Below are 26,395 nucleotides of genomic sequence, written 5' to 3' on the forward strand. Positions count from 1 at the left end.
AATACCTTGTTGCCAGCTGTTTAATCCGCCCCTAACATCCACCGCAACGGGCACAGCGGAGCTGTCCAACAAAACCCGATTCAAGGAACCAGAATGACCCACCACGTCCAGCGCACCATCGACTCGCCCCTGCGCACCGGCCTGACCCGCACTCAACTGTGGGAGGCCGACGACAAAGGCCTGATCAAATGCTGGGAAATCGGCCGCCAGCGCGCCATCCGTTTCCCCGAACTCGCCCAACAGTGCCTCGCCGACGAATTGCCGGTACTCGGCTGGAAAGGCGGCGTCAGCCGTAGCTTGAAGAAAAGCGAGAAGTACGGCTCGCTCAAATACCTCGCCCAGTGGCAGGGGTTGCGCGGGGAAGACCTGGATATTCACTTGAGTGAAGAACGCTCGCTGACCTGTTCGCGGACAAAGATGCGGGTCACGTTTACCCCGGATCGGAGCAAGTATTTCAATCAGGTGGCGGAAGCTGAAGCCTGACCGGGCCAACGCTCAGGGCAGTGCTGGATCTTTTGCAGCACTGACCGAAAAGCGCTCCCGATAAGCCTGCGGCGTCACGCCAATCGCCCGCAGAAAACTGCGGCGCAGCGTCTCTTCACTGCCAAACCCGCAGTGGGCGGCGATGCGTTTGACCGGCAAGCCCGTATCACTGAGTAACCGCCTCGCCGTTTCGACGCGAATCAGCTCAATCGCCCGCGCCGGGGTCTGGCCGGTGTCGGCGCGGTAGTGGCGCACGAAGCTGCGCTCGCTCATGCCCGCCTGCTCGGCCAGGGTCGGCACGCCTAGATCGCAGGTCAGGTTCTCGGCGATCCAGGCATGCAAGTCATCAAAGCGATTGCCCTGATTTTGCAACGCAAGCGTCACGCTGAACTGTGACTGCCCGCCCGGGCGTTTGAGGAACACCACCAGATGCCGGGCGACGTCCAGCGCAATCTCGCGACCGAGGTCTTGCTCGACCATCGCCAGTGCCAGATCGATGCCGGCGGTGACGCCCGCCGAGGTCCAGACCGGGCCGTCGTTGATGAAAATCGGATTGGCCTCGACCTGCAATTTCGGGTGCTGCTGCGCCAGTTGTTCGCAACGGGTCCAGTGGGTGACAACGCGACGACCGTCGAGCCAGCCACTGGCTGCGAGCAAGAAAGCCCCGGTGCACACCGAAGCCACGCGCCGACATTTCGCCGCGTGTTCGCGCACCCAATCCACCAGCGGCACATCTTCAGCCGCCGGATAAATACCCCAGCCGCCCGCAATGATCAGCGTGTCGCTGGGCTCTTGCGGTAGCGGTTCGGCCAATATCGCCAAGCCTGCCGACGACATCACCGCCCCGCCCTCGCGGGCAATCACCGTCGGCGCATACGGAATCGGCAAACCGCGCTGGCGGGCAATGTCGTTGGCCGAGGCGAATACCTGCAAAGGCCCTGTGACGTCGAGGATCTGCATGTTGGCAAACGCGAGTACGTGAATGGCTTTGGGCATTTGGCGTAATTCGTGGGGTAATTGGCGTATACGCCAGAACCTACGCGCCTACAGTGAAGCCGTCCACCCCTTCAATGGAGAAAAACACCATGACGTTGCAGATCGGTTTTCTATTGTTCCCGCAGGTTCAGCAACTCGACCTGACGGGCCCGTATGACGTGCTTGCTTCGCTGCCGGATGTGCAGGTGCACCTGATCTGGAAGGATCTGATGCCCGTCACCGCCAGCACCGGTCTGCTGCTCAAACCGACCACGACGTTCGAAGACTGCCCGGATCTGGATGTGATCTGTGTGCCGGGCGGTGGCGGCGTCGGGCCATTGATGGAAGACGAGCAGACCCTCGCGTTCATTCAACGCCAGGCCGCCCAAGCGCGTTACGTGACCTCGGTGTGCACCGGCTCGCTGGTACTCGGCGCCGCCGGTCTGCTGCAAGGCAAGCGCGCCACCACGCACTGGGCGTACCACGAGTTGCTGCCAACCTTGGGCGCGATTGCGGTGAAGGAACGGGTGGTGCGTGACGGCAATCTGTTCACCGGGGGCGGAATTACGGCCGGGATCGACTTTGCGCTGGTGCTGGCGGCTGAACTGGTCGATGCCGAAACGGCACAACGGGTGCAACTGCAACTCGAATACGCGCCCGCACCGCCGTTCAACTCCGGCTCTCCTGACACCGCACCGAGCGCAATTGTCGACCAGGCCCGTCTGCTCGCCGCGCCATCGTTGAAGCTGCGCACAGAAATTACCGAACGCGCAGCGGCAAAACTCAACCTGCGCTAATCCCCCTGCCCCCCGGTGGAATACAAATCCCCGGTGGGAGCAAGCCCCACATTGGGATTTGTGTTTGGCCAATGGCTTTGGTGCTGTCCCGGTTTCTCACTTCACCTTCACTTGTCCCCCGCCGCCCGTCCGTGTAGAAAGCCCCTCCACACCCTCTGCACAAGGACCCTCCATGAAGTCTCTGCCATGGTTCTATCTGGCACTGCTCGGCCTCGGCTACGGATTGGCGCTGAGCCTCGGCCAACTCGGCTGGCTGGCATTGATCTCGATCGCGCTTCTGTTATTCGCAGGCTTCGCCGTACGCCAGCAGCAGGTGCCGGTCGGACGTTATCTGGGGCATGGTCTGTTCATTGTTTTGGCCGTGGCGCTGGCCCTGCACTGGCTGCCCGGCTTCTATAACGGCCGGGCCATCGCCCCGCAACGCTTCACCGACAACGCCGTGCCGTTTTCGATGTACCTCAATCTCGACAAACCGCTGATCGGTTTCTGGCTGTTGCTGGTGTGCCCGTGGATTGTCGCGCGGCGGTCGTTGCGCCTGACGGTCTACGCCACTGTTTTGGCCCTGACCTTGAGCGTCATTCTGGCTTTGGGCGGCGCGATGTTGCTCGGCGTGATCGCCTGGGCGCCGAAATGGCCGGATCCGGCGTGGCTGTGGGTGTTGAACAATCTTCTGTTGGTGACACTGGTCGAGGAAGCGTTGTTTCGTGGCTATATACAGGGCGGTCTGAGCCGACACTTCAAACACCTGCCTTATGGCGAAAACCTTGCCCTGCTAGTGGCTTCATCACTGTTTGCACTGGCGCATATCGGCGCAGGCTGGACATGGGTGTTGCTGGCGGGTTTGGCAGGTGTCGGCTATGGTCTGGCCTACCGATTTGGCGGACTCGGTGCGGCGATCGCCACACACTTCGGACTGAACCTGCTCCATTTCGGCTTGTTCACTTATCCGATGCTCGCTGGCTGAAGCAAGAGCCGTTTTGCGACGCCGTACTTAAAACTGAAAAAAAACTTCAATAAAAAGCTGACAGCGCCGACAACCTTTCAAAGCCTTGCGGATTGAAAAACATGCGTAACAACCAGCCCATTACACAACGCGAACGGACCTTTCCGGCTCAGCAACGGTTGATTTCCACAACCGACGCCAAAGGCATGATCACCTACTGCAACGACGCTTTCGTCGAGATCAGCGGGTTTTCGCGTGAAGAATTGATCCGTGCGCCGCATAACCTGGTCCGTCACCCCGACGTGCCGGCGGCGGTGTTTTCGCACATGTGGGGCACACTGAAACAAGGCTTGCCATGGATGGGCATTGTCAAGAATCGCTGCAAGACGGGCGACCACTACTGGGTTAACGCCTACGTGACGCCGGTGTTCGATGGCAGTCAAGTGATCGGTTACGAGTCGGTGCGGATCAAACCCACTGCCGAACAGATCCGCCGTGCCGAAGCGCTCTACCAACGCATCAACCAGGGCAAGTCGGCGATCCCTTCCAGCGATAAATGGCTACCCGTGCTGCAAGACTGGCTGCCGTTCATTCTGGTCAGCCAACTGAGCTTCGTGATCGGCGCGACCCTGAACTCGCACTGGGGCTTTGCCCTGGCGGCCGGTTTGTCGGTGCCGTTGGGCCTGATGGGCCTGCAATGGCAGCAACGCGGGCTCAAACGCCTGTTGCGCCTGGCCGAGCAGACCACCTCCGACCCATTGATCGCACAGATGTACACCGACAGCCGTGGCGCCCAAGCGCGTCTGGAAATGTCGATCCTCAGCCAGGAAGCACGCCTGAAAACCTGCCTGACCCGACTGCAGGACACCGCCGAACACCTGACCGATCAGGCCAAGCAGTCCGACGCTTTGGCGCACAACAGCTCCAGCGGCCTGGAACGTCAGCGCGTGGAAACCGAACAGGTCGCCACCGCCGTCAACCAGATGGCCGCGACCACGCAGGAAGTGGCCAGCCATGTGCAGCGCACCGCCGACGCTACCCAGGAAGCCAATCGCCTGACCGGTCGCGGTCGTGACATCGCCGGTGAAACCCGCGAAGCCATTCAGCGCCTGTCCGTTGTCGTCGGGGAAACCGGTCTGACCGTGACCCAACTGGCCAAGGACAGCGACGAAATCGGCGGCGTGGTCGACGTGATCAAAGGCATCGCCGACCAGACCAACCTGCTGGCGCTCAACGCCGCCATCGAAGCGGCCCGTGCCGGCGAAATGGGCCGTGGTTTTGCCGTCGTGGCTGACGAAGTGCGCCAACTGGCGCAACGCACCAGCGAATCCACCGGGCAGATCCACACCCTGATCGCCAAATTGCAACAGACCGCCAGCAGCGCCGTGCAGACCATGGAAGCCGGGCATCGCCAGGCCGAAGAAGGCGTGGCACGGGTGCTGGAAGCGGATCAGGCTCTGGTGGGCATCAGCGAGGCGGTGGCCAACATCACCGACATGACCACGCAGATCGCCGCCGCGACCGAAGAGCAAAGTGCGGTGGCTGAAGAAATCAGCCGCAACATCAGCAATATCTCGGAACTGGCGGATCAGACCTCGGAACAGGCGCATAACTCGGCGCTGCTGAGTGAAGAGCTGACCAAGACTGCCAATACGCAGTATTCGTTGGTGGAGCGGTTTAACCGCTGACAATCAAAAGATCGCAGCAGCCTCTACACCGATCTCTGGAGCTGCCGAAGGCTGCGGATTTTTGATCTTGCTTCATTAAAAAACCCGGACAGCGAAAGCTTCCGGGTTTTTTATTGTGGTGAGACCTACCCCAACCCTCTCCCCCAAGGGGGTCTGGTCAAACGATCCTGGACCGTGTATCTCGCGACCTGGACATTTGTACTCAGCGCCCACACTTACGCGAGGTCGTCCAGCTGTCAGGTTTTACAGTAGACACGCGTCCATAAAATCACCATCAATGGGCACTCAGGTGTTTTCGCCGGTCTTTGTTCATTCCCCAAGAAGGATTTCATCATGAGCGCCAAGTGCATTTTCATCCCGAAGCAAAACAGTGTTCAGCCCGCCACCCATGATTTTCACTGGAGTTTCAACGCGGGCCCAATCTACGCTCAAGACAGCTCGTTTCACTACAGCGTCTTCCCGCCGACCGGCAAAGAAAGTTGGGTGTTTAGCGGTTCGACCGGGACGGGCGAGGAGGAAAACTATTTCGCCTTGCTTTTGAGCGTGCCTTACCTGGACGAAGACTTGATGGAGTACACCTACAAACTGAATGACGGCCAAGGGTTGCATGTTTCCCATATCCATTCGATACCGGCCCCACCGGGTTTCACCGGATTCGCAACTGTCGATGCCGATGATGCGGAGCTCACGATCAGACTGGATCGGAAAACAGGCACGGTCACCGGCAATTTCACCGCAACATTCAAATCCGCTGGGTATCGCTTAAAGCCGGACGGCACTTTCAAACTGACAAGAACCGATCAATAAATCAGCATCAGACATTACGGTTTATGCCCGATGAGCGGGGCAAGCGCCCCACTCATCATCTTCGCCGCTATGACGGCAAACGGAGTTTATCCAATAGCCGATTGACCGACAGTTCGTTCAGCATGATCACCTGTTGCAGCGCCAGTAGCGGTTTGCGCTCCGGGCCGCCCACCGAGCTGGCGATATTACCGGCCATGGCATGGGCGTTTGAAAGCGACTCGCAGGCCTCGACGCGCGGGGGTTCGTCATCCAGCGTGGGGGCGACGAGATAGACGGGGCGAAACCTGGGCGAGCTTGGCAGGGTCGCCAGGTCTGCGGGCTTGAGGCAGTAGACACTCCCAATCAGTCAGAACCCCGAACACTGCTGCGATACATAAACACCAAAGCCAACCCCAAACAAACCATCGCCAACATCCGGTTAGCGGACAAATCGATAGCCGGGTTACCAAGCCAGCCAAAGTTATCGATCAACATCCCCATCCCGAGCTGCCCGACAATTACCGCCACGGTCGCCACCGCGGTACCCACCCGAGGCACTGCACCGACCATCACGATCATGTACACCACGCCAAACAACGCACCGCTGAGCTGCCATTTCGGCACGTCGAGCAAACTCACCGCGTGGGCCGGTTCGAAGAACACAATCAGCAACCCGGTAACCAGCGCACCCACGGCAAACGTCAGCAAACTACTGCGCAACACCCCAACGGTTTCACCCAGACGCCCATTGATCGCAGCCTGAACACTCAACACCGCGCCCGCTGCAACCACCACGGCCAACAAAATAATCAGATTCATCATCAACCCCGAGCAATCAAGACAAGTGCCGCGACAATCAGCAGCAGCGCCAGCCAACGTTCACCGTTGACCTTTTTACGAACCGCGCCGAACCAGCCAAAGTGGTCGATCAACACACTCTTGCCAACCTGCCCGGAGAGAATCGCGATCATGGTCATGGCGATGCCGATGTGCGGGGTCGCCAGCGTCAGCACCACCACATAGACCGGTCCGAGAACACCTCCGATCAACTGCCAGCGCGGCAATGTGTTCAACGCCGGCCCTTGTTGCTGGCCGCTGAACAACAGGAGCAAAAACAGAATCGCCGAGCCCACGCCGAAAATGCTCAACGTCGCCCACAAATGCCCCACCTGCACACCCAACGGCCCGAGCAACCCGGCCTCTACCGACAACCCCATCCCCGCCAAAATCACCAGCGGCAGCAACAACAAGCGCAACCCCGGTCTGACCGCCGGCGGCGCAACACTCACTTCATCCAACGTCTGCATCACAAACATCCAGGCCAATAAACGATGGCGCGGATTATCGGCTGGCGCCGCTGTGCGATAAATGGGAGCATCCGGACAACACTTTTGCGCAATACGCACAGCAGGGCACCGCATGCACGGGCTTAACGAACTGGGATTCAAAGCGCTAAGGCTATTTGTGGCCGTACTCGACCAAGGCAGTTTTTCCGAAGTCGCCCGCCGCGAAGGCGTGGCGCCCTCATCGATCTCTCGGCAGGTCCAGTTGATGGAGCAGGCGCTCAACCAGCAATTGCTCTACCGCCACACCCGGGCGGTTACGCCAACCGAAGCCGGACGCATGCTCGGCCATCATGCGCGGCTGGTGCTGGTGCAACTGGAAGAAGCCGAGCAGGCGTTGCAGGAACAGCAAAGCGAACCCACGGGCCTGGTGCGAATCAATGCCCCCGTGGTGTTCGGCCAACGCCATCTGACGCCGTGGCTCGGTCAGTTATGCGCGCGCTATCCGAAGCTGCAACTGGATATTCAACAGACTGACCATTACGTCGATCCGCTGCAGGAAGGCGCCGATTTGCTGTTTCGCATCGGCCCTTTGCACGATTCCAGCATGCAAGCGCGGATTCTGGCGCCGCATCGATTCCAGGTCGCCGCCAGCCCCGCTTACCTCAAACGCCACGGCATCCCGCAACATCCGGATGATCTGGCGCAGCATCAGTGCCTGGCCTACAAAGGCGCGACCGGCCAACAGCGCTGGTTTTTTCGCCGTGAGGGGCAAGACTGGACGCCGTATTCGGTCAAAGGCCCGATCACCGGCAACCACGCCGACACCCTCACGCAAGCCGCCGAGCAAGGGTTGGGGCTGGTGATGTTTCCGTCATGGCTGATTGGTGAGGCGGTGCGCGAAGGCACGCTGGTACCGGTACTGAGGCAATATCAGGTCTCCAACAGCCTGGAGCCGCAGCAGATTGCAGTGCTGTGGCCGGGGAGCCGTCGGCTGTCGGTGAAGGTGCGCACAGTCATCGACTTCTTCATCGAATGCTTCGGCGAAATCCCCTATTGGGACAGACCTTAAGCCCTGCACAAAACCCAATGTGGGAGCGGGCTTGCTCGCGAAGACGGTGTGTCAGAGACACAAATACTGAATGTCACGACGCCTTCGCGAGCAAGCCCGCTCCCACAGGTTATGTGTAGCGTTCTAGATACGGAACTGCCCGACCAGTTTGCCCAGTCGCTGGCCCAGATCCGCCAGGCTGCGTGAAGTCTGCGCCCCCAACTGCGTTTCATCCGCCACGTTATCCACCGCCACCGCAATCTGATGCACGCTGCGGTTGATCTCTTCGGCCACCGCCGTTTGCTCTTCGGCAGCGCTGGCAATCTGCGCGTTCATCGAGTTGATTGTCGCAATCAACTCAGCCATCGCATCCAGCGAAGCCCCGGCCTGATTGGCCTGCACCGAGGTGCCATCACCTGCCTCACTGGAACGGCGCATGGCCTCGACCGCCGACTGCGTCCCGGCCTGCAGGCGATCGATCATCCCCTGGATTTCCTGCGTACTGATCTGCGTACGACTGGCCAGCGCCCGCACTTCATCGGCCACCACCGCAAAACCGCGTCCGGCCTCACCGGCCCGCGCCGCTTCAATCGCCGCGTTCAGTGCCAGCAGGTTGGTTTGTTCGGCAATCGAGCGGATCACCCCCAGCACGCCGACAATCGACGACACGTCCTGTTGCAGGCTGTCCAGCGACACGCCACTGCTGCGAATGTCGTCCACCAGCGCATGAATCTGCTTGATGCTGCCGGCCACCACGCGCTTGGCGCTCTGGCCTTCCTCGTCGGTCTGCTGGGCAGCGACGGCAGCGTTTTGCGCACTCTTGGCGACTTCCTGCGCGGCAGCGGACATTTCGTTGATCGCCGTGGCGACCTGATCGGTCTCGTGGCGCTGACGCTCCATCGCTTGATCCGAGCGCTGCGCCTGATCGGACACCTGCGTCACCAACCCGGTCAGTTGCGTGGTCATCTCGGTGATCTGGCGCACCAGACCATGAATCTTGTCGACGAAACGGTTGAACGAGCCGGCCAGTTCGCCGAGTTCATCCTGGCTGGTGATGGTCAGTCGGCGAGTCAGGTCGCCCTCGCCCGCCGCGATGTCATCGAGGTTGGCTTTCATCAAGTTCAGGGGACGCAGAATGGTGTTGGCCAGCAACATCCCCGCCACGGCGATGAGCAACAGCATCACCACAGCCACACCCACGATGCTCAGCACCACGCCTTGCATACGTTCCTGCACCTTGGCTTCGACCACCTCCACCTGCGCCTCGATGCCGTCAAGGTTGACCGAAGAACCGACGGCCATGTCCCACTTCGCCAGGTATTCGGTGTAGCCGAGTTTCGGCACCAGCACCTTGGCATTGCCTGGCAGCGGTGAGCTGTATTGCAGATAGTGGGTGCCGTCCTTCGCCACACTCACCAGACCGCGGTTGACGTAGACGCCGTTTGGATCGCGGTTGTCCTTGAAGCTTTTGCCTACGCCTTCGGGATCATTGGCCTTGAACAGGCGCACGGTCTGGGAGTCGTAACCGAAGAAGTAGCCATCCTTGCCGTAGCGAATACCCGACAACAGTTTGATCGCTTGCGCACGCGCCGCTTCATCGCCGGGAGCGGAGGCGTCGTATAAAGGCTTGATCGCGGTCATGGCCACGGCGACGTAACTTTGCAGCGTGGCTTTGGCGTCGCTGAGCAGACGCTGGCGGGTTTCTTCGACTTCCTTGCTGGCCTGATCCTGAAGGATGAACAGCGTGGTCAGGCTGATCACCAGCGCAAATAGCAACACCGGAAGAACGGCAAGGGAAAGGACTTTAGCCTTGAGACTCAGGCGCATGGGGGGCTCACTCTCTTGGTTTTATTGGCGTGGTTAAAGGCTTTAACGGCACGCCAGATCAAAAGTTGAGCAAACGATTCAATCCCCCCCTGTGGGAGCGGGCCTGCTCGCTCCCACAGGGGGATTTGTGGTGTTACAGAACCATCGCCCCGATCCAACCGAACGCCAGCAGTGGCAGGTTGTAGTGCAGGAACGTTGGCACCACGGTGTCCCAGATATGGTGATGCTGGCCGTCGATGTTCAGGCCGGAGGTCGGGCCCAGCGTCGAGTCCGAGGCCGGTGAACCTGCGTCGCCCAGTGCACCGGCGGTGCCGACAATGCACACGGTCGCCAGAGGGCTGAAACCCAATTGCACACACAGCGGCACGAAAATCGCCGCCAGAATCGGCACGGTGGAGAACGACGAGCCGATGCCCATGGTCACCAACAAACCCACCAGCAGCATCAGCAACACACCCACGCCCTTGCTGTGGTTGATCCATGTTGCCGACGATTCGACCAGTGTCTGCACCTGCCCGGTGGCCTTCATCACTTCGGCAAACCCGGAGGCGGCGATCATGATGAACCCGATCATCGCCATCATCTTCATGCCTTGAGTGAACAGGTCATCGGTCTCGCGCCACTTGACGATACCCGAGGCCGAGAAAATCAGAAAACCGGCCAGCGCCCCGATAATCATCGAGTCCAGCAACAACTGAACGACGAATGCCGCCGCAATCGCCACACCGGCCATCATCAGACTCAGCGGGTTGTACTGCACCGCCACTTGCTCGACCTGCTCGATTTTCGCCAGGTTGTAAACGCGCTTCTTGCGGTAGCTGACGAAAGCCATCGCCAGGCCGAACACCATGCCCAATGCCGGAATACCCATGGCGTGGGTGACATTGATGCCGCTGATGTCGACACCGCTGCGGGCAACGTTGGCCAGCAGGATTTCATTAAGGAAGATGTTGCCGAAACCCACCGGCAGAAACATGTACGGGGTGATCAGACCGAACGTCATCACGCAGGCAATCAATCGGCGATCCAGTTGCAACTTGCTCAGTACATAGAGCAGTGGCGGTACCAGCAGCGGAATAAACGCGATATGGATGGGCAGGATGTTCTGCGAGGCTATCGCGACCATCCACAGCATGCCGATCAGCAGCCATTTGACGTTGCCGCCGTCGGTCGAATGCTGGCGGTCAACCATTACCAGAACCTTGTCGGCCAGTGCGTGGGCCAAGCCGGACTTGGCAATCGCCACCGCGAAAGCGCCGAGCAACGCGTAGGACAACGCCACCGTCGCCCCGCCGCCCAGACCGCTATTGAACGCCTTGAGCGTGGCATCAATGCCCAGACCGCCGGTCAGACCGCCGACCAGCGCACCGACGATCAGAGCGATCACTACGTGCACGCGGGACAGACTCAGGATCAGCATCACGCCGACTGCTGCAATCACTGCATTCATTTCACTACCTCAAAATCACTGCGGTGCAACAGCCACCGCCAGACAGGATGAGCCCGCCCACGGAGCACCGGCGGATTTGCAAAGAGGGTCTTATTAGAAGGGCGCGCACTTTGCCGCAGAGTGGCAGCGGTGTCAAAGCCTCCAAACCCGCCAACGGCTGTGACAATCCGCCCTATTGTGTTTTAAGGATAAAGAAAGCCAATTCGCGGCCGCTACAGTGCAAAGTCTCAGATATTTATCGAATAAGGACGTCTCCATGTCGCTCAGACAACTTTCCATCCAATGGAAAATCACCCTGCTCGCCGGGCTTTGCCTGGCCGGTATCGTGACCCTGTTGGTCGGTCTTTCGCTGTACCGCATGGAGCACAGTTCCGAACTGGTGAAGGCTTCAAGTATGGAGATGCTCACCGAGTCGGCTCAGGCGCGCATCGAATCCCAGGGAGAAGTGCAGGCGGCGGGCATTCGCCAGCAGTTCATGGACGCCTATCAATACGGCCACGGTTTCTCGCGACAGGTGTTGTTCCTGCGTGAACAGGCAGAAAAGCGCTTTCTCGATGCCTTCGACCTGCGCGAAGACATGACCCGTCAGGTCAAGTCCGCGCTGCAAGCCAATCCGGATCTGCTTGGCCTGTCGCTGGTGTTCGAAGCCAATGGGCTGGACGGCAAGGACGAACTGTTCGCCGGGCAAGCGGAACTGGGCAGCAACGACAAGGGCCGCTTCGCCCTGTACTGGTCGCAGCCCGTACCTGGCAAAGTCACGTCGATGGCGTTGCCGGAAAGCGACATGGCCGATACCAGCACCGGCCCCAGTGGCCAAGCGGCCAACGCGTGGTTCACCTGCCCGCGCACGACCCTCAAGCCCTGCGTGATCGAACCGTACTTCTACGTGATCGACGGCCAGAAGGTGCTGATGACCAGCATCGTCTTCCCGCTGATGGTCAACGGCAAGGTCATCGCTTCGCTGTCGGTGGACATCAACCTCAACAGCCTGCAAGCGATCAGTCAGGGCGCGAGCAAAAAGCTCTATGACGGCCAGACCGCCGTGAGCATCATCAGCCCCGCCGGCCTCCTCGCCGGTTACAGTCCGGACGCCGGCAAACTCAGCCAGCGCCTGGACGCCGTCGATACCACCAGCGGCACCGAACTGCTGCGCCTGCTCGCCTCCAGCAGCAGCGTCAGCAGCCTGCACAGCAAGGGCCTGTTGAAAGTGCTGTCGCCGTTCCAGCCGATCCCGGGCGGGCCGTCGTGGGGTGTATTGCTCGATGTGCCGGAGAAAGTCCTGGTCAGCCGCGCCGAAGCACTCAAACAACAACTGGATGCGAGCAACACCTCGGGCACGCTGATCGAACTGAGCCTCGGCGTGCTGGCCGCGCTGGTCGGCCTGTTGTTGGTGTGGCTGATGGCGCGCAGCGTGACCAAACCGATCCTCGGCGTGGCGCACATGCTGGAAGACATCGCCAGCGGCGAAGGTGATCTGACCCGGCGCCTGGCCTACGACAAGAAGGACGAACTCGGTCAACTGGCCGGTTGGTTCAACCGCTTCCTCGACAAGTTGCAGCCGATCATCGCCGAAGTGAAACGCTCGGTTCAGGACGCGCGCAACACCGCCGACCAGTCCTCGGCCATCGCCTCCCAGACCAGTGCGGGTATGGAGCAGCAGTACCGCCAGGTCGATCAGGTCGCCACCGCGTCCCATGAAATGAGCGCCACCGCCCAGGACGTCGCCCGCAGCGCCGCCCAGGCCGCTGAAGCCGCCAAGGATGCCGATCGCGCGACCCGTGAGGGCCTGACGGTGATCGACCGCACCACGGCGAGCATCGACACACTCGCCAGTGACATGAGCGCTGCGATGGTCCAGGTCGAAGGCCTGGCCGCCAACAGCGAGAAAATCGGCACGGTACTGGAAACCATCCGCGCCATCGCCGAACAGACCAACCTGTTGGCACTCAACGCGGCCATCGAAGCCGCCCGCGCCGGTGAAGCCGGACGCGGTTTCGCCGTGGTCGCTGACGAAGTACGCAACCTCGCCCGCCGCACGCAAGAGTCGGTCGAGGAAACCCGTCAGGTCATCGAGCAGTTGCAGAACGGCACACAGGATGTGGTGGGTTCGATGGGCAACAGCCATCGTCAGGCACAGGGCAGTGTCGAGCAGGTGGGGCAAGCGGTGACAGCGTTGCGCCAGATTGGCGATGCGGTGACGGTGATCAGCGACATGAACCTGCAGATCGCCAGTGCGGCGGAAGAACAGAGCGCCGTGGCTGAGGAAATCAACAACAACGTGGCGACGATTCGTGATGTGACCGAGTCGCTGTCCGGGCAGGCGAATGAATCGGCGCGGGTGAGCCAGTCACTCAATAGCCTGGCCAATCAGCAGCAGGGTTTGATGGATCAGTTCCGGGTCTAAGGCTCACTGCACAACGCAATGTGGAAGCGGGCTCGCTCGCGAAAGCGGTAGTTCAGTCGACATCTTGATTGACTGACCCGCCGCCTTCGCGAGCAAGCCCGCTCCCACAGTGGTTTTATAGCGACCTGCGGTTCAGCGCCGGGGCAACTCGATCACCACCTTCAACCCGCCCCACTCGCTTTCGCCCAGCACCAACAACCCACCCCACGTATCGACGATATCCCGCACGATGCCCAGCCCCAGACCATGCCCCTGCGTCTGCTCATCAAGCCGCGTCCCACGGCTGAACACTTGACCCCGTTGCGCTTGGGGTATGCCCGGCCCGTCATCCTCCACGCTCAGGGCAAAGCCATCAGTACGCTTGATCACACGGAGACGAACCTCGGCATCCGCCCATTTACAAGCGTTGTCCAAGAGGTTGCCGAGCAGCTCCAGCAGGTCTTCCCGATCCCACGGTAATTGCAGCCCCGGTGGCGCTACGTAACTCAACGCCAGATGCTCGCCGTGGATCATGTTCAGGGTTGCCAACAGTCCCGGCAGTTCTGCGTCACAGTCAAACAACGCCCCCGGCAGCGCATCACCGGACAATCGCGCACGGTTGAGCTCGCGATTGAGCCGCTGCTGCACTTGCTCCAGTTGTTCCTTGAGGATCTTGCGTAACTCGGGATGGCCATCGAATTTTTCGCTCGACGCCAGACTCAACAGCACCGCCAATGGCGTTTTCAGGGCATGCCCCAAGTTGCCCAGTGCATTGCGCGAGCGTTTCAGGCTGTCTTCGGTATGGGCGAGCAAATGGTTGATCTGCGCCACCAACGGTTCGAGTTCAACCGGCACCTGATCATCGAGTTGCGAACGCTGGCCCTGCTGCAATTGGGCGATCTGTTCACGCGCCTTTTCCAGCGGTCGCAAGGCACGGCGCACGGTGAGCCGTTGCAAAAACAGAATCAGCAACAGCCCGAGCACGCCCAAACCCAGTCCGATCTGGCGCATGCGCTGAAAGCTTTCGCGCACCGGGGTGTAATCCTGGGCGACGCTGATCGAGATCGACTGGCCCAGCCGTCGATAGTCCGAACGCAACACCAGCAACTGCTGCCCGTCCGGGCCCAACTGCAGATTGCTGTGCAGGCCTTGGTGTTCGAGCTGCGGCAGGTCCTGATCCCACAACGAACGGGAACGCCAGTGACTGTCGGCAAAATCAATGCGGAAATAGTGCCCGGAGAACGGTCGCTGATAGGCCGGCGACAGGTGCCGCTCATCCAGCTGCAAGCCTTGCGGGCCACGCACCAGCGCCACCAGCAGGCTTTCGCTGTCGTTGCGCAAACCGGCCTCGAGATAGCGCTGCAATCCCACCTCGAACAGCCACAGACTGGTTTGCGCCAGCACCACGCCGACCACCACCAGCACGCTGATCAACCCCAGGCTCAAGCGGCGCTGGATTGACCTCACGACGCTTGCCCGCCGAACAGGTAACCCTGGCCGCGACGGGTTTCGATCACGCTTTTGCCGAGCTTGCGGCGCAGGTGATTGACGTGGACTTCAAGAACGTTGGAATCACGCTCGGTCTCACCGTCGTAGAGGTGTTCGGCGAGGTGGCTTTTGGAGAGGATTTGCTCGGGGTGCAGCATGAAATAGCGCAGCAAGCGAAATTCGGCGGCGGTCAGTTGAATGTCGGCGCCGTCGCGAACGACACATTGGCGGCCCTCATCCAGATGCAGGCCGGCTGCCTTTAGCGTCGGCTGGTTGGCCTGGCCTTTGGAGCGGCGCAACAACGACTGAATGCGCAAATAAAGCTCTTCGGGATGAAACGGTTTGGTCAGGTAATCGTCGGCACCGGCCTTCAGGCCTTCGATGCGCTCGGCCCAGGAATCGCGTGCCGTGAGGATCAGCACCGGCACCGCCAGGCCCCCGGCACGCCATTGCGCCAGCACCTCTAGCCCCGGCACGCCAGGCAAGCCGAGGTCGAGGATGATCAGGTCATAGGGTTCGCTGCGGCCCTGATACACCGCATCACGACCATCTGCCAGCCAATCCACTGCGTAACCTTGGCGTTGCAGGCCGGCGAGCAACTCGTCGGCCAGCGGTACGTGGTCTTCCACCAAAAGCAAACGCATCGATCAATCTTCCTCGTCTTTCACAAGTTCACCGGTATCAGCCTTCAGGTGCAGCTCACGCGCCACACCCTCGACGGTCAGCAACTCGACTTCATACATGTAGACGTCGTGCTTCTCTTCCAGCTCGACCTCCAAAAGCTTCGCGCCGGGGTAACGCGCCATTGCCTGATGCAGCACTTGCTCCAGCGGCAAAATCACACCCGCGCGAACCAGGCGCAGCGCTTCGTCCTGATCGAGGTCGCGAGCCATCGCCGTCGAACAAAAAATCACGAGCGCCAACGCCGTGCAACGGGTGGCGCGAACATTAACCTTCATTACTTATCCTGATGATCCCTGAGAACCTGCCCCGTCACCGCGTTCAATTCCAGATCCCATTCCTGCCCCTGCGGATCACGCATTTCAATCTGGTAGATGTACTTGCCGTACTGCTCTTCCAGCTCGGTGTCGGTGATCTCGGAACCCGGATGTCTGGCCAGCGCCGTGGTATTGAGCTTCTCGAAGGAGACGATAGTACCAGCGTCGTGCAGACGCAGGGCTTCATCGGGGCCAAGGTCGCGGGCGTGGGCGATGCTGGCGGTCAAGCCGAAAAGCGAGGCGATGGACAGGGCAGTCAGGGTTTTCATGGGTGACTCCATATTTTTATGTGTTGCAACGCAGGGCACCTTAGCGGGATGAACTTAACTGAAACTGAATTGCCATCATTGTTTCCTCGCTCCCACAGAGGGCCGCCGTGGTTCTATAATCCTTCGCTTGCTAACGATCGAGACCGGTATGACAGCCATCCACATCAAGTTTCCGTCCCTCACCCTCAAGGCCGGCCCCCGGGCCATGGCGCGCATCCGCGCCCAAGGCCTCAACGCTGCTGATGTCGGCACCCTGCCCGGCGCGGCCGGTGGGCCAAAGGCTTTGGGGATTCAGGGGCTGGATCTGGCCTTGTTCGGTGAGTGGCTGCCGAGTGCGCCGCGCGAACGTTCGCTGATCGGTGCGTCAGTGGGTTCCTGGCGCTTCGCCAGCGCCTGCCTGCCGGACGCCGCCGCAGGCATTCGTCGCCTCGGCCACCTGTACGCCGAGCAGAATTTCAACAAAGGCGTGACCATGGCCCAGATCAGTCAGAGCTCGCAGCGCATGCTCAATGACCTGCTCGATGGCCGCGACGACAGCATTCTCAATAACGCCGATTACCGCTTGAACATCATGGTGGTCAAAAGCCAGGGCCGTCTGGCGGACGACCATCGCGCTCGACTCGGGCTGGCGCTGGGCTCGGTGATTGCCGACAACCTGCGCGGTCGCGCGCGGCTGTCGCGACATTTCGAACGGCTGATCATCCACGATCCGCGCCTGGCACCGCCGGTGCATGCGCTCAACGATTTCCCGTCGCGCTTCGTCGCGCTCAATGCTGCCAATCTGCGTCAGGCGCTGCTGGCCTCGGGTTCGATTCCGATGATCATGGAAGGCGTGCGCGACCTGCCCGGCGCCGGTGCAGGGACTTTCCGCGACGGCGGTCTGCTCGACTATCACCTTGACCTGCCCTACAGCGGCGACGGCATCGTGCTCTATCCGCACTTCACCGACCGTGTGATTCCGGGCTGGTTCGACAAGACCCTGCCATGGCGCCGGGCCTCGGTGGAGCGCTTGCAAGACGTGTTGTTGCTCGCGCCGTCAAAGGAATATCTGGCACGCCTGCCCTACGGCAAACTGCCCGACCGCAACGACTTCAAGCGCTTCATGGGCGATGCGCCGAGCCGGCAAAAATACTGGCACGCGGCGATGGACGAGAGCCGGCGCCTGGGGGACGAATTCCTCGAACTGGCTGCCAATGGTCGCCTCGCCGAGCGCTTGCTGACCCTTTAGTCAGCAAGGCCAAACACAAGCTGATAAACTCGCCGCCTGCCCGAATCGCTGCGGCGAACGCCATCTGAACAGAGCCGAAACTACTGTGGAAATCTTCAAGGAATTTACATTCGAATCCGCCCATCGCCTGCCGCACGTACCGGACGGCCACAAGTGCGGGCGCCTTCACGGCCACTCGTTCAAAGTGGCGATTCACCTGAGCGGCGACCTCGATCCGCACACAGGCTGGATCCGCGACTTCTCCGAGATCAAAGCGATTTTCAAGCCGCTCTACGAGCGCCTGGATCACAACTACCTGAACGACATTCCCGGCCTGGAAAACCCGACCAGCGAAGTCCTGGCCAAATTCATCTGGAATGAATTGAAACCACTGCTGCCGGAACTGAGCGCGATCCGCATCCACGAAACCTGCACCAGCGGCTGCATCTATCGCGGCGAGTAATTCAATACACATCCCCTTGTAGGCGTTGCCAGAAGCCGCTTCAGGGGATCGGTGTTCATCAAGGATATAGAGAACAGCCTTCGCGGCTGTTTTTTTATGCCTATGCTTTTTTGGCTCCCACCCTGCCAAGAGGACAGGACCATGACGGACTGGCTGCTGGATCAAGTCTTCGACTTCAACGGGCATAGCGTGCGGTTGACTCACAAAACATCGACATCACCATTAAGAGTCAGTCCTTCAATCCATGTATGAAGCCCCCGCTTGATAACATGCCGTGATTTGAACGCCCCTGACTCCTCTAGAATATCTTTCAATATCGGTGAATGCGTAACAACCCAAATCTGCGATCGCTTACTGGCAGAGCTAATCAAACCAGCCAACGATCTGAGCATATCAGGATGAAGGCTGTTATCAGGCTCGTTCAAAACAATAAAAGGAGGCAAAGAACCGGATGTTAGCGCAACGACCAGGCAAATATACTGCAACGTACCGTCAGACAACTCCCACGCATTACTTGTCCGATTACTGTGAGCGAAACGCAAACCAAACGAAACGGTACGCTCGGGCTTTGAAATATCCAAAGTTGCTCCACCGAATGTATCCGCAATCAGTTTTTCAATAACATCAAGATCCTGAACTATATATTTTTGCGTCGCCAAAACAGCAGCGAGATTTGTTCCACAGGAATCAAGCACGGTACCACTAACAGCGTAGCAAGGCTTACGGATGGGTGACTCAATATCAGTCCTGAAACCATGATAAAAACGCCACCCCATTATTTCATGTTTGATACGCAACACCTCGGGAAAACGCTCCGCATCTGTGAGAGAGTTTAATGCCGTTGCCGAGGGAAATAGTCGAATAGAATTAGTCATGTCCAGCATGGCCATTTCTCGACCCATGACTTTCAAGAAACTATTCTCTCTGACCATCAGAATATGAGTTTTTCGCCCATCATAAAACGATAGCTTTTCATTTTTAATTTGCGGTTCAAACTCAAAGCCATCGCCCAATACAATTTTCTCTCCAAAAACATTTTTTTGCGGCACCAAGCCTGCTGTAATTCTATAACTGTAATAGCCATCATCTGGAAAAGTTGAAAAACGCACTTCAAGAATAATTTTTGAGCGTTCGGCACTGCGCTTTGAACTTTCCGAAAGGATCGACTGCATGCCACCTTCCCTAACGATAAACTTTGAGAACTCCCCCGTCGCGGCGGCCTGCACGAGCTTTAGTGCATTATACAAATTGGTCTTCCCAACTCCATTAGCGCCATGAAAAATGTTCAATCCGTCAAGATTAATAAACACATCATCAATAGAGCGATACCCTTTAACTGAAACAGACAAAATTCTCACTACTAAAGCTCCACACAATATTCGCCATTAAACGAGACTACTCGATCAGCCAGCTTTAATATTGACTCGCGATGAGCAACAATGATCACAATGTTAGACGCATTATATTTCTTTATATTTGATATGACTGTACGCTCTGCCGCCTCATCAAGAAACGCGGTACTCTCATCAAAAACAACCACCTTATGATCCCGCAAAAAACTTCTTGCCAGCGCAAGACGTTGGCGCTCTCCTCCCGACAACATTAGACCTCTGTCTCCAATTTCCGTGTCCAGTCCGGACGGTAATCCTTTCAGGAATACCTCAAGATTAGCGAGCTTTAGAACAGCTTCCAGTCTCTCATCCGGTGCATTCTGATCGGCAACTTTTAGATTAAATCTCAGCGTACCGTTGAACAAACCAACCTCTTGGGACACGAAAGAAAACCTGGAATAAAAATCGTGATCAGACAAATCGCCTATCGCAACACCACCATATTTAATTAAACCTGACGATGGCACGTAGAGTCGCATCAGCAATTTGACAATAGTTGACTTACCCACGCCAGACGGGCCAGTGATCGCGACGACTTCACCCGGAGCAAATCGAATTGACAAATCACACAGCACCTTTTCTACAGGTCGGTTAGGGTAAGAGAACCCAACATTACAAAACTCCAGACCATGACCAACGTTCGGAAGTTTATTATTTTTATCAACACGCCGAATTTCGCAAGCGTCAAAATGCTTTAGTAATGGTGCAAACCCACCTAGTGACTCGATCATGCTTCCAACACTCTTTAAAAGAGCGTCGTACGGCTGACAAACCTGAAACATATAGGCTGCAACCATTACTAAATGACCAACACCTATCTCACCGGAAAGCAACCTTAACGAGGACTCATAAATAACCACAAAAAAAACCAATGAAAAAACAACTATCCTGACCACCTCCAGAGAAGTACTTTTCCTATAGAAATCCAACCAAGACTGGTAAACCCCTTCTTGATCTTCGCGAAAAAACCGCAGTAGAAACTCCTCAGCTAAATAAATACGTATCGTCTCAATATTCGAAACAATGCCATGGACAGTTTTAGAACATCCCATTTCCTTCAATATCACAGCTTTGAATAGCTCTGACAAACGACCTATCACTGAAGCGCTAAGAATGGCATATACAAAAACATATAAAAAAATCATAAACATTACGAAAAAATCTTCAAAAAACAGCAACACTACAAACGATACTAATATCTGAACCAAGGACGGCAGCACACTAACCAATAAAGAGCGCACAGTATTATCCATACTCGCAGAAGCACATTGCAACACCTGCGCAAGGTGTGCCGGCCCTTGTACAAGACTCTCATTCGCAGATAAACCAATTGATTTCTTAATAAACATCTCACCAAGATTTATATTAACCCTCTGAATAAACATCATTGTCAACACATCAGACGAATGAGATAACACCTGAGATATAAAAACAACACCAATCACCAAAACCAGAAAGTTCAAGAACTGTTCATGATCACTTGAAGCGACCGCAAGCATCCGTTGAAAAAACATGGGCAACAACCCAAACCCTATCGCGGTAAGAAAAACCAGCGTCACCAAAAAGGCCAAACGACCTGCATCCTTTGATTTCATGGACAACTTTAATAGCTTATAAGCATCGACAAACCCTTTGGCCTTCATTCGAATACTTCCTGAAAGTTAAGCTTGAACAATTCATGAGGTAACAGGGGAAAGGATCGATCACCTGTCATCAGGGATTTCAGGGCTAGGCATTCTCCGGCACTTCCTTTCATCAGACCACAACCTAAAGTGGCCGAACCATGAATCGACCAATACTTACTTTCCAAATCACTATTCAAAGCTTTCTTGAATAGTCGCCGATAAATCAACTCTACGCCCAAGGCTCCGTTGGAAACTGAGAAACTTTCTTTTTTGCCAGGTTCTAAAACACTCGCCTCAAATAATGCACGAACATTGTATTTCTGTAGGAACTCATTGATCATGCAGATATTAAAATGTCTTTTTAAAAAATCTAATACATAAATAATCCCTGCCCCCCCCATAAGCCCACCCAAACTCATCTTGAAGTTCTATATTTCGAGGTTTACTTCTCAAATCAGGCCAATTACCACGCTGAGGGTCGAAGCAATTGATTTCCGACATGATCACGCCTTTTATCAATGGCAGGATCGCCCCATCAGGAATATCAAAAACAAGTGCATATACCGCGATCGAATAAGCGACTCCTGCTTGACCATGCGAAAGCCCAGATAATATCTTCTTTGCGTGCCTTGAGATATTGGCAGAAAATATTATCTGCTCACCATCGAGTTCGGATCGCGCTACTAAAACATCGAATAGCGACCTAGCAACATCTCGCCAAACCTCCATCCGTGATAGTTCAAAGTAACAACTTGCAATCACTAGAGCCCCGGCAAGACCATAAACCAATCCCGAACCCATTTTCTTATATTCACATGCATAAATAGACGTGACAATTTTATCGGTTGCAGCGGAAATAGAGGTCAGGTTTCCATCTATAAAAACCGGAGCTATCGAACTCAACCCACCGACATATGCTCCACCTATTGGGGACGAGGAGAGGAACTCACTACTCACCACCATTTCATAATACGCGGAGAGAAACTCCTTATTCTCAGACTCTGACTCGAATAACCCCCCAGTAGAGGCGAGATACCCAAGCCCTCCCGAACCCGAAAACAAATCGAACCCTACCGAAGTTAGCTCAAGATAGCTCTCACTTCTACTGGTAAACAGTAACGGGGGAGATTTTTTATAAAGCATGTGCTTAGCAGTTCTCTTTACTGAAGCGGAAGTCGTGTCTAAAGAAAAACAATTAGAGACTTCTCCATCATCAAAGAAGCCAACCCTATTAAATCTAAAGTTCATATCGACTACTTTTCCAGCCTCTTTATACACGCACTTTAAAAATTCAATCTCGTGACCATACCCATCACTTACTATACGATGCAAATCACTCCTTACACTATCGTACCCACTCACATAGTTAATCAGTTTAATACTTTTCACAGCATGAACTGAACAAACGAAAAGAGCCTTTGCACTAGACGTAAACCTTGGGACATCCCCAAGAAAACAGGCTTCAACCTCAGCCTTTAAGAGAGCGGGCTCAGCCCGATAATCTTCGATTGATCCGAGGCAGGACTCGATATAGTTTTTTCGCCCTTCATTACTCTTTAGAAGTAGCGGATGAAAAGACGCCTCAATCACCAAGCAATAATTAGCCGTGTCTCTCAATATCATTCTATTTTTAAGATTAGAAGCTTGATTAAAAAACCTCACAAACCGCTGATACTCAGCAGTTATAATTTTATAGCACTCCACACAGCCAGCAACCATACAATCAATATAGTCCATCGGATTCTGTACACAACCATCAAACACTACTGCGTTCGGATTTTTGTTCAAAGATGCTTTTCTAATGATTTCTTTCCGAAATATATTTCCTATCCCCGCGTGCTCGGTGTCGGCAAGTCCATCTGTGTATTTAATAACATTCGGCACAAGCCCAGTTCTAGCTATTGCCGAACGAGACGCGTCAACATAGACATGATGAAATACTGCTTCCAAGTCAACCGGCACAGGATTTCCATGATGAGTTACTATATTTTCATAATGAAGATCGGTAACCCCTAACGAAGCAACTGCGGCAATCAAATAGCCTGCTAACTTATAATAGTTCTCTACCTCCGCTTGGCTCTTCAAAGGAACCTGATCACACCACTTCACCCATCCGAAATCCTGCCCCGATATATATTCAGGAAACTCCCAGCCTTGGATATCACATTGATCCTTAAAGAAATCCCCAAGAAACTCGCTTGTTTTCCTTTCCAGTTCCAGGTCGCGCAATTTCAAGGCAAAGGCGGGGCATCCCCGTACGTAAAATAGAGCGACATTTTTATTTCCATCGTGACTTTCATCCCCGAGCAAAAACACATCACTCACTTCATGAGCGTCCGCCAGAAAACCAGTCCGTAGCAATTCCGGAAGCGACTGAACAAAAGCCCCCTTTACTAAGGAAAAGTTTTCCAACTCATCCGCAAAAAGTTTATCTAGCAAGTACTGCAGTGATTCATATTTACTCAAAAATTCTAGATACAACTCATCATTCTCTAAAAAATCCTCGTACGTCATACTGACGCCGAGATCTTCATTGACATGCGAAACTTCTGCCTCAATGGTTTGCCGAACATAACTTTCCACCTTGTTCGCAACATGTATAGCAAACGCATTAGCCAGTTTTTTATCGAACAAAGAAGCAAGATCGAACTCCTTACTCTTATACAGTTCATTCAGATAATCATTTACTAAAACTCTATGCGCTCCGAAATAAGTCGACATGGATTCAACTTTTGAAAAACCACTCATCAACATTTCCTTATGTCAAATAAAATACCGCCTTTCGGCGGTTTGCGACTAGTTAAAGACAACTACATTGGCACTTGGCACCAGCCCATAACACGTCCCGCTTTTTATTGATTTTGGCGAGTAGGAAGCATAGCAACACCTGCTGAAGCATTGAGTACAGTTACTTGTCGCCGGCCCCGTGTGTACAGGTCTTGTAAGCTCCATTCCAGGGGGAGTATTTTCAATTTGCAAAAGAAGTGGATCTACATACATTTTTACGAAGGCAGCACTCATCATGACGCCATCCGCCCGAATAACATTTTTAATAGATTCAATATCGACACTACGATTACTCATCTTACGTCCTTGTATTGCCATTAGAATGCTTTGAAAAATTGAGAATCATTTGGAGCTATAGATATATTGGATCAAACCTTTACGGTCAATAAATTCGAAGCAGGAACAGGACTAATATCCTGTAGGACTATTCCAGTGGGGCCATAGGAACAATCCAGACTCAATTCAAAATATTAAGTTCTTTCATACAAGAAATTGACAGAACAAAACGTCAAGATGACAGCTCACCCCAATAGTTGTTAATCCAACAACTATCAATTCATATAGTTCTCAAGCATTGGAAATAGCTATTCAAACTTGGTTCGAACTCTGCAACCTTCCCCGCCTCTCTCTCATTCCAGCAAGGAACGCCCTATGGCGCAGAGCGATGCCGGCAACGATCCCCCCCCTCAGCGAAGTCCCCAAAGTGGCGATTCACCTAAGCGGCGACCTCGATCCGCACACGGGCTGGATCCGCATCCACGAAACCTGCACCCGTGGCTGCATCTATCGCGGCGAGTTATCCATGAAGAACACTGAAATCCCTGTAGGGACGGGCTTGCCCGCGCACAGGGGTGATGCATGACGAATGCATAAATCACAGGCAAAAAAAAACCGCATTGGGCGATACCCATGCAGTTCTGTTGAATCGTTCGATGTTCGTTAAGGTGGTAACCCCACCAGCCACACCCCGGCACACAATGTTCCCGCTGTGGCTGCTTCCTTCCGGATCTGACCAGGTTCACGGGTAATCGTTGCGGGGGGACCGATGGGGTCACCATAACGACACTCACCTGTCGGCGAGCCGCGCCATTGTACCTATCTGAGACGAAGTTACAACCGTTGGTTTCAGATAAAAAACATGAAGAGGTTCAAGCACTTGCTATTGCGCTTGCAACACCTCATCCGCCCTGCCGCCCTCTTGCTGGATCACCAGGTGAATGAAGTGCAGCTTGGCAATCGCCGCCGCCGGCAACACGAACGGGTAGAAGTCCGGCTGACCCATGCTGCGTGACAATTCGTTGAGCATGCCGGCCAGTTCGATCCAGGCGTTGACGAACGACAGAAACGCCCCGCCGCCAGGATGTTCAGGTTCGTACAGAGTGCTTGGCGCAAATGGCTGGTAGTCGAAGTCCATTTCCCGCGCACTCATGCCAAAACCCAGCGCAGTGTCCACTGCGTCCATCATGTGCAGGTAATGCGCCCAGGTTTCCGCCCAGTCTTCCCAAGGGTGCATGGTCGCGTAGGCACTGACGTAATGCTGCGGCCAGTCCAGTGGGGCGCCTTGTTGATAGTGGTGGTCAAGTGCCTCGGCATAGCTGGCGCGCTCGTCGCCAAACAGGCTGCGGAATGATTGGAGCCATGGACCGTTAGCGATCAGCCGATCCCAGTAGTAGTGTCCAACCTCGTGGCGAAAATGCCCCAGCAGCGTGCGATAGGGCTCATGCATTTGCGCCCTCACCCGCTCGCGATGGGCGTCGTCGGCTTCTTTGATGTCGAGGGTGATCAGGCCGCTCGCGTGGCCGGTCATTGGTGAATTGCCTTCGAGGTCGACGCCGATGAAATCGAAGGCCAGTCCGGTTTCTTCACTCACCGTTTTCGGGATGACCTGCAAGCCGAGGGTGATCAGTTGTGCCACCAGGCGGCGCTTGGCCGTTTCCACCTTGCGCCACAGTTCGGGGTTTTCAGAAACCGAAAGATCGGGAATCGTGCGATTGAGGCTGCAGGCAACACACAGGACGTCGCGACCGTTGTCCGGCAGCAACCAGTTGCACGCCGCAGGCGTATCGAGATTGGCGCAACGACGGAACAGTCCCGCCTCGGGATCGGCATCCAGCGTCCAGGAGCCTTCCTGCGGCCCCGGTTGCAGCGAGGTCAGGCGACTTTGTTCAGACTGATAACCGAGCAATGCGCTGCAAGCCAGGCACTGACTGTTGCGAAAGAACAGTGACTGACCGCAGCGACACGGCCAGACTTTGCTGTTGCGTGAAGATTCGCCCATGAACGGCGCGACGATGCGAGAACTGAGTTGCTCGAAAAAGCGGTACATGGCGATCTCTCCTTGGGGCTTGCCAAGACTAGATCATTCCCGCCCAAAGATCGTTCCCACGCAGAGCGTCACTAGTGTCCGGTAAAACCTGTTTCATAGCAGAAGGCAGCCTTGAGCTGCCTTCTGCTCCGTTCGCTTCTGCCTTCGATGTTCAAGATGTTCGATGCTTGATGGC

At 55.9% G+C, this 26,395-nt stretch carries 25 protein-coding genes, 1 other RNA gene and 2 pseudogenes; 11 read left to right on the forward strand and 17 right to left on the reverse strand.

The window, feature by feature from the left end; translation table 11 throughout:
• Positions 1 to 93 precede the first annotated feature (93 nt).
• On the forward strand, positions 94 to 483 hold the full coding sequence (locus AACY18_RS11970) for a hypothetical protein (protein WP_339432432.1): 390 nt from the start codon (positions 94 to 96) through the stop codon (positions 481 to 483).
• Between the two features lie 12 nt (positions 484 to 495).
• Here AACY18_RS11970 and AACY18_RS11975 read toward each other — a convergent pair whose 3' ends face one another.
• Positions 496 to 1,479: a GlxA family transcriptional regulator gene (locus AACY18_RS11975; protein WP_339464953.1), complete on the reverse strand. Its 984-nt coding sequence runs from the start codon at positions 1,477 to 1,479 to the stop codon at positions 496 to 498.
• Between the two features lie 89 nt (positions 1,480 to 1,568).
• Here AACY18_RS11975 and inhA point away from each other — a divergent pair, with 89 nt between their 5' ends.
• The 4 genes from inhA to AACY18_RS11995 all read left to right on the forward strand — a co-directional run bounded on the left by inhA (position 1,569) and on the right by AACY18_RS11995 (position 5,693).
• On the forward strand, positions 1,569 to 2,255 hold the full coding sequence (inhA, locus tag AACY18_RS11980; protein ID WP_339464954.1) for an isonitrile hydratase: 687 nt from the start codon (positions 1,569 to 1,571) through the stop codon (positions 2,253 to 2,255).
• Positions 2,256 to 2,427: 172 nt separating this feature from the next.
• Positions 2,428 to 3,219 carry a CPBP family intramembrane glutamic endopeptidase gene (locus AACY18_RS11985; protein ID WP_339432435.1) on the forward strand — a complete coding sequence of 264 codons (792 nt, stop codon included), beginning with the start codon at positions 2,428 to 2,430 and terminating at the stop codon, positions 3,217 to 3,219.
• A gap of 101 nt (positions 3,220 to 3,320) precedes the next feature.
• Entirely contained in the window at positions 3,321 to 4,886 is a 1,566-nt protein-coding gene (locus tag AACY18_RS11990; RefSeq protein ID WP_339432436.1) for a methyl-accepting chemotaxis protein, read from the forward strand.
• A gap of 333 nt (positions 4,887 to 5,219) precedes the next feature.
• Positions 5,220 to 5,693, forward strand: a complete 474-nt coding sequence (locus tag AACY18_RS11995; RefSeq protein ID WP_339432437.1) for a hypothetical protein — start codon at positions 5,220 to 5,222, stop codon at positions 5,691 to 5,693.
• A gap of 67 nt (positions 5,694 to 5,760) precedes the next feature.
• Here the strand turns inward: AACY18_RS11995 and AACY18_RS28020 are convergent, their stop codons facing one another.
• From AACY18_RS28020 to AACY18_RS12010, 3 genes are read right to left on the reverse strand one after another with little or no spacing between them, the layout of a single operon-like run.
• Positions 5,761 to 6,039 (reverse strand): DUF6124 family protein, encoded by a 279-nt coding sequence (locus AACY18_RS28020; RefSeq protein ID WP_445261952.1) that lies wholly within the window; start codon positions 6,037 to 6,039, stop codon positions 5,761 to 5,763.
• Positions 6,036 to 6,491: a DMT family transporter gene (locus tag AACY18_RS12005; protein ID WP_339432439.1), complete on the reverse strand. Its 456-nt coding sequence runs from the start codon at positions 6,489 to 6,491 to the stop codon at positions 6,036 to 6,038. The genes AACY18_RS28020 and AACY18_RS12005 overlap by 4 nt, the downstream gene beginning before the upstream one ends.
• A gap of 2 nt (positions 6,492 to 6,493) precedes the next feature.
• Positions 6,494 to 6,979, reverse strand: a complete 486-nt coding sequence (locus tag AACY18_RS12010; protein ID WP_339432440.1) for a DMT family transporter — start codon at positions 6,977 to 6,979, stop codon at positions 6,494 to 6,496.
• Between the two features lie 112 nt (positions 6,980 to 7,091).
• Between AACY18_RS12010 and AACY18_RS12015 the strand changes: the two genes are divergently transcribed.
• Positions 7,092 to 8,027, forward strand: coding sequence for a LysR family transcriptional regulator (locus AACY18_RS12015; RefSeq protein WP_339432441.1), 936 nt, complete (start codon positions 7,092 to 7,094; stop codon positions 8,025 to 8,027).
• A gap of 123 nt (positions 8,028 to 8,150) precedes the next feature.
• On the opposite strand, the gene AACY18_RS28025 is transcribed toward AACY18_RS12015, so the two are convergent.
• From AACY18_RS28025 to AACY18_RS12025, 3 genes and pseudogenes are all read right to left on the reverse strand, one after another.
• A complete protein-coding gene (locus AACY18_RS28025) occupies positions 8,151 to 8,972 on the reverse strand; it encodes a methyl-accepting chemotaxis protein (protein ID WP_401135169.1) in 822 nt (273 codons plus the stop codon).
• Between the two features lie 84 nt (positions 8,973 to 9,056).
• Positions 9,057 to 9,833, reverse strand: a pseudogene (locus AACY18_RS28030) (cache domain-containing protein); the annotation flags it as partial.
• 133 nt (positions 9,834 to 9,966) lie between these two features.
• Positions 9,967 to 11,283, reverse strand: coding sequence for a Na+/H+ antiporter family protein (locus AACY18_RS12025; RefSeq protein ID WP_339432443.1), 1,317 nt, complete (start codon positions 11,281 to 11,283; stop codon positions 9,967 to 9,969).
• Between the two features lie 1,399 nt (positions 11,284 to 12,682).
• Here AACY18_RS12025 and AACY18_RS28035 point away from each other — a divergent pair.
• Both AACY18_RS28035 and AACY18_RS28040 read left to right on the forward strand, forming a co-directional pair.
• A pseudogene (locus AACY18_RS28035) lies at positions 12,683 to 12,829 on the forward strand (HAMP domain-containing protein); the annotation flags it as partial.
• 102 nt (positions 12,830 to 12,931) lie between these two features.
• Complete coding sequence (locus AACY18_RS28040) at positions 12,932 to 13,687, forward strand: methyl-accepting chemotaxis protein (protein ID WP_401160353.1); 756 nt, start codon at positions 12,932 to 12,934, stop codon at positions 13,685 to 13,687.
• A 132-nt stretch (positions 13,688 to 13,819) separates the two neighbouring features.
• On the opposite strand, the gene AACY18_RS12035 is transcribed toward AACY18_RS28040, so the two are convergent.
• Genes AACY18_RS12035 through AACY18_RS12050 form a run of 4 tightly spaced genes read right to left on the reverse strand, consistent with a single transcriptional unit; the run spans position 13,820 to position 16,421 of the window.
• Positions 13,820 to 15,133, reverse strand: coding sequence for a sensor histidine kinase (locus tag AACY18_RS12035; RefSeq protein WP_339464957.1), 1,314 nt, complete (start codon positions 15,131 to 15,133; stop codon positions 13,820 to 13,822).
• Positions 15,130 to 15,798, reverse strand: coding sequence for a response regulator transcription factor (locus AACY18_RS12040; RefSeq protein WP_221732956.1), 669 nt, complete (start codon positions 15,796 to 15,798; stop codon positions 15,130 to 15,132). The genes AACY18_RS12035 and AACY18_RS12040 overlap by 4 nt, the downstream gene beginning before the upstream one ends.
• 3 nt (positions 15,799 to 15,801) lie before the next feature.
• Positions 15,802 to 16,113, reverse strand: a complete 312-nt coding sequence (locus AACY18_RS12045; RefSeq protein ID WP_339432446.1) for a PepSY domain-containing protein — start codon at positions 16,111 to 16,113, stop codon at positions 15,802 to 15,804.
• The gene (locus AACY18_RS12050; protein ID WP_339464958.1) at positions 16,113 to 16,421 is read right to left on the reverse strand and encodes a PepSY domain-containing protein; all 309 of its coding nucleotides are present in this window, start codon (positions 16,419 to 16,421) and stop codon (positions 16,113 to 16,115) included. Before AACY18_RS12050 ends, AACY18_RS12045 begins: the two co-directional genes overlap by 1 nt.
• A 148-nt stretch (positions 16,422 to 16,569) precedes the next feature.
• Here AACY18_RS12050 and AACY18_RS12055 point away from each other — a divergent pair, with 148 nt between their 5' ends.
• Positions 16,570 to 17,649, forward strand: a complete 1,080-nt coding sequence (locus AACY18_RS12055) for a patatin-like phospholipase family protein (RefSeq protein WP_339432448.1) — start codon at positions 16,570 to 16,572, stop codon at positions 17,647 to 17,649.
• Between the two features lie 85 nt (positions 17,650 to 17,734).
• Positions 17,735 to 18,091 carry a 6-carboxytetrahydropterin synthase QueD gene (gene queD, locus AACY18_RS12060; protein ID WP_007955941.1) on the forward strand — a complete coding sequence of 119 codons (357 nt, stop codon included), beginning with the start codon at positions 17,735 to 17,737 and terminating at the stop codon, positions 18,089 to 18,091.
• A gap of 200 nt (positions 18,092 to 18,291) precedes the next feature.
• Here the strand turns inward: queD and AACY18_RS12065 are convergent, their stop codons facing one another.
• From AACY18_RS12065 to AACY18_RS12080, 4 genes are read right to left on the reverse strand one after another with little or no spacing between them, the layout of a single operon-like run.
• Entirely contained in the window at positions 18,292 to 19,449 is a 1,158-nt protein-coding gene (locus AACY18_RS12065; RefSeq protein ID WP_339432449.1) for an AAA family ATPase, read from the reverse strand.
• 2 nt (positions 19,450 to 19,451) lie between these two features.
• Positions 19,452 to 21,125: an ABC transporter ATP-binding protein gene (locus tag AACY18_RS12070; RefSeq protein ID WP_339464959.1), complete on the reverse strand. Its 1,674-nt coding sequence runs from the start codon at positions 21,123 to 21,125 to the stop codon at positions 19,452 to 19,454.
• Positions 21,122 to 21,448: a hypothetical protein gene (locus tag AACY18_RS12075; protein WP_339464960.1), complete on the reverse strand. Its 327-nt coding sequence runs from the start codon at positions 21,446 to 21,448 to the stop codon at positions 21,122 to 21,124. Before AACY18_RS12075 ends, AACY18_RS12070 begins: the two co-directional genes overlap by 4 nt.
• Before the next feature lie 7 nt (positions 21,449 to 21,455).
• Positions 21,456 to 23,855: a DUF4135 domain-containing protein gene (locus AACY18_RS12080; RefSeq protein ID WP_339464962.1), complete on the reverse strand. Its 2,400-nt coding sequence runs from the start codon at positions 23,853 to 23,855 to the stop codon at positions 21,456 to 21,458.
• Between the two features lie 703 nt (positions 23,856 to 24,558).
• Here AACY18_RS12080 and AACY18_RS12085 point away from each other — a divergent pair.
• A complete protein-coding gene (locus AACY18_RS12085; protein ID WP_339464983.1) occupies positions 24,559 to 24,756 on the forward strand; it encodes a hypothetical protein in 198 nt (65 codons plus the stop codon).
• 89 nt (positions 24,757 to 24,845) lie between these two features.
• Here the strand turns inward: AACY18_RS12085 and ffs are convergent.
• Both ffs and AACY18_RS12095 read right to left on the reverse strand, forming a co-directional pair.
• An RNA gene (ffs, locus tag AACY18_RS12090) (signal recognition particle sRNA small type) lies at positions 24,846 to 24,942 on the reverse strand.
• A gap of 111 nt (positions 24,943 to 25,053) precedes the next feature.
• A complete protein-coding gene (locus tag AACY18_RS12095; RefSeq protein ID WP_339464963.1) occupies positions 25,054 to 26,220 on the reverse strand; it encodes a zinc-binding metallopeptidase family protein in 1,167 nt (388 codons plus the stop codon).
• Between the last annotated feature and the right edge of the window lie 175 nt (positions 26,221 to 26,395).

Source organism: Pseudomonas sp. EA_65y_Pfl2_P74 (assembly GCF_963970575.1).
Classification (GTDB): domain Bacteria; phylum Pseudomonadota; class Gammaproteobacteria; order Pseudomonadales; family Pseudomonadaceae; genus Aquipseudomonas; species Aquipseudomonas baetica_A.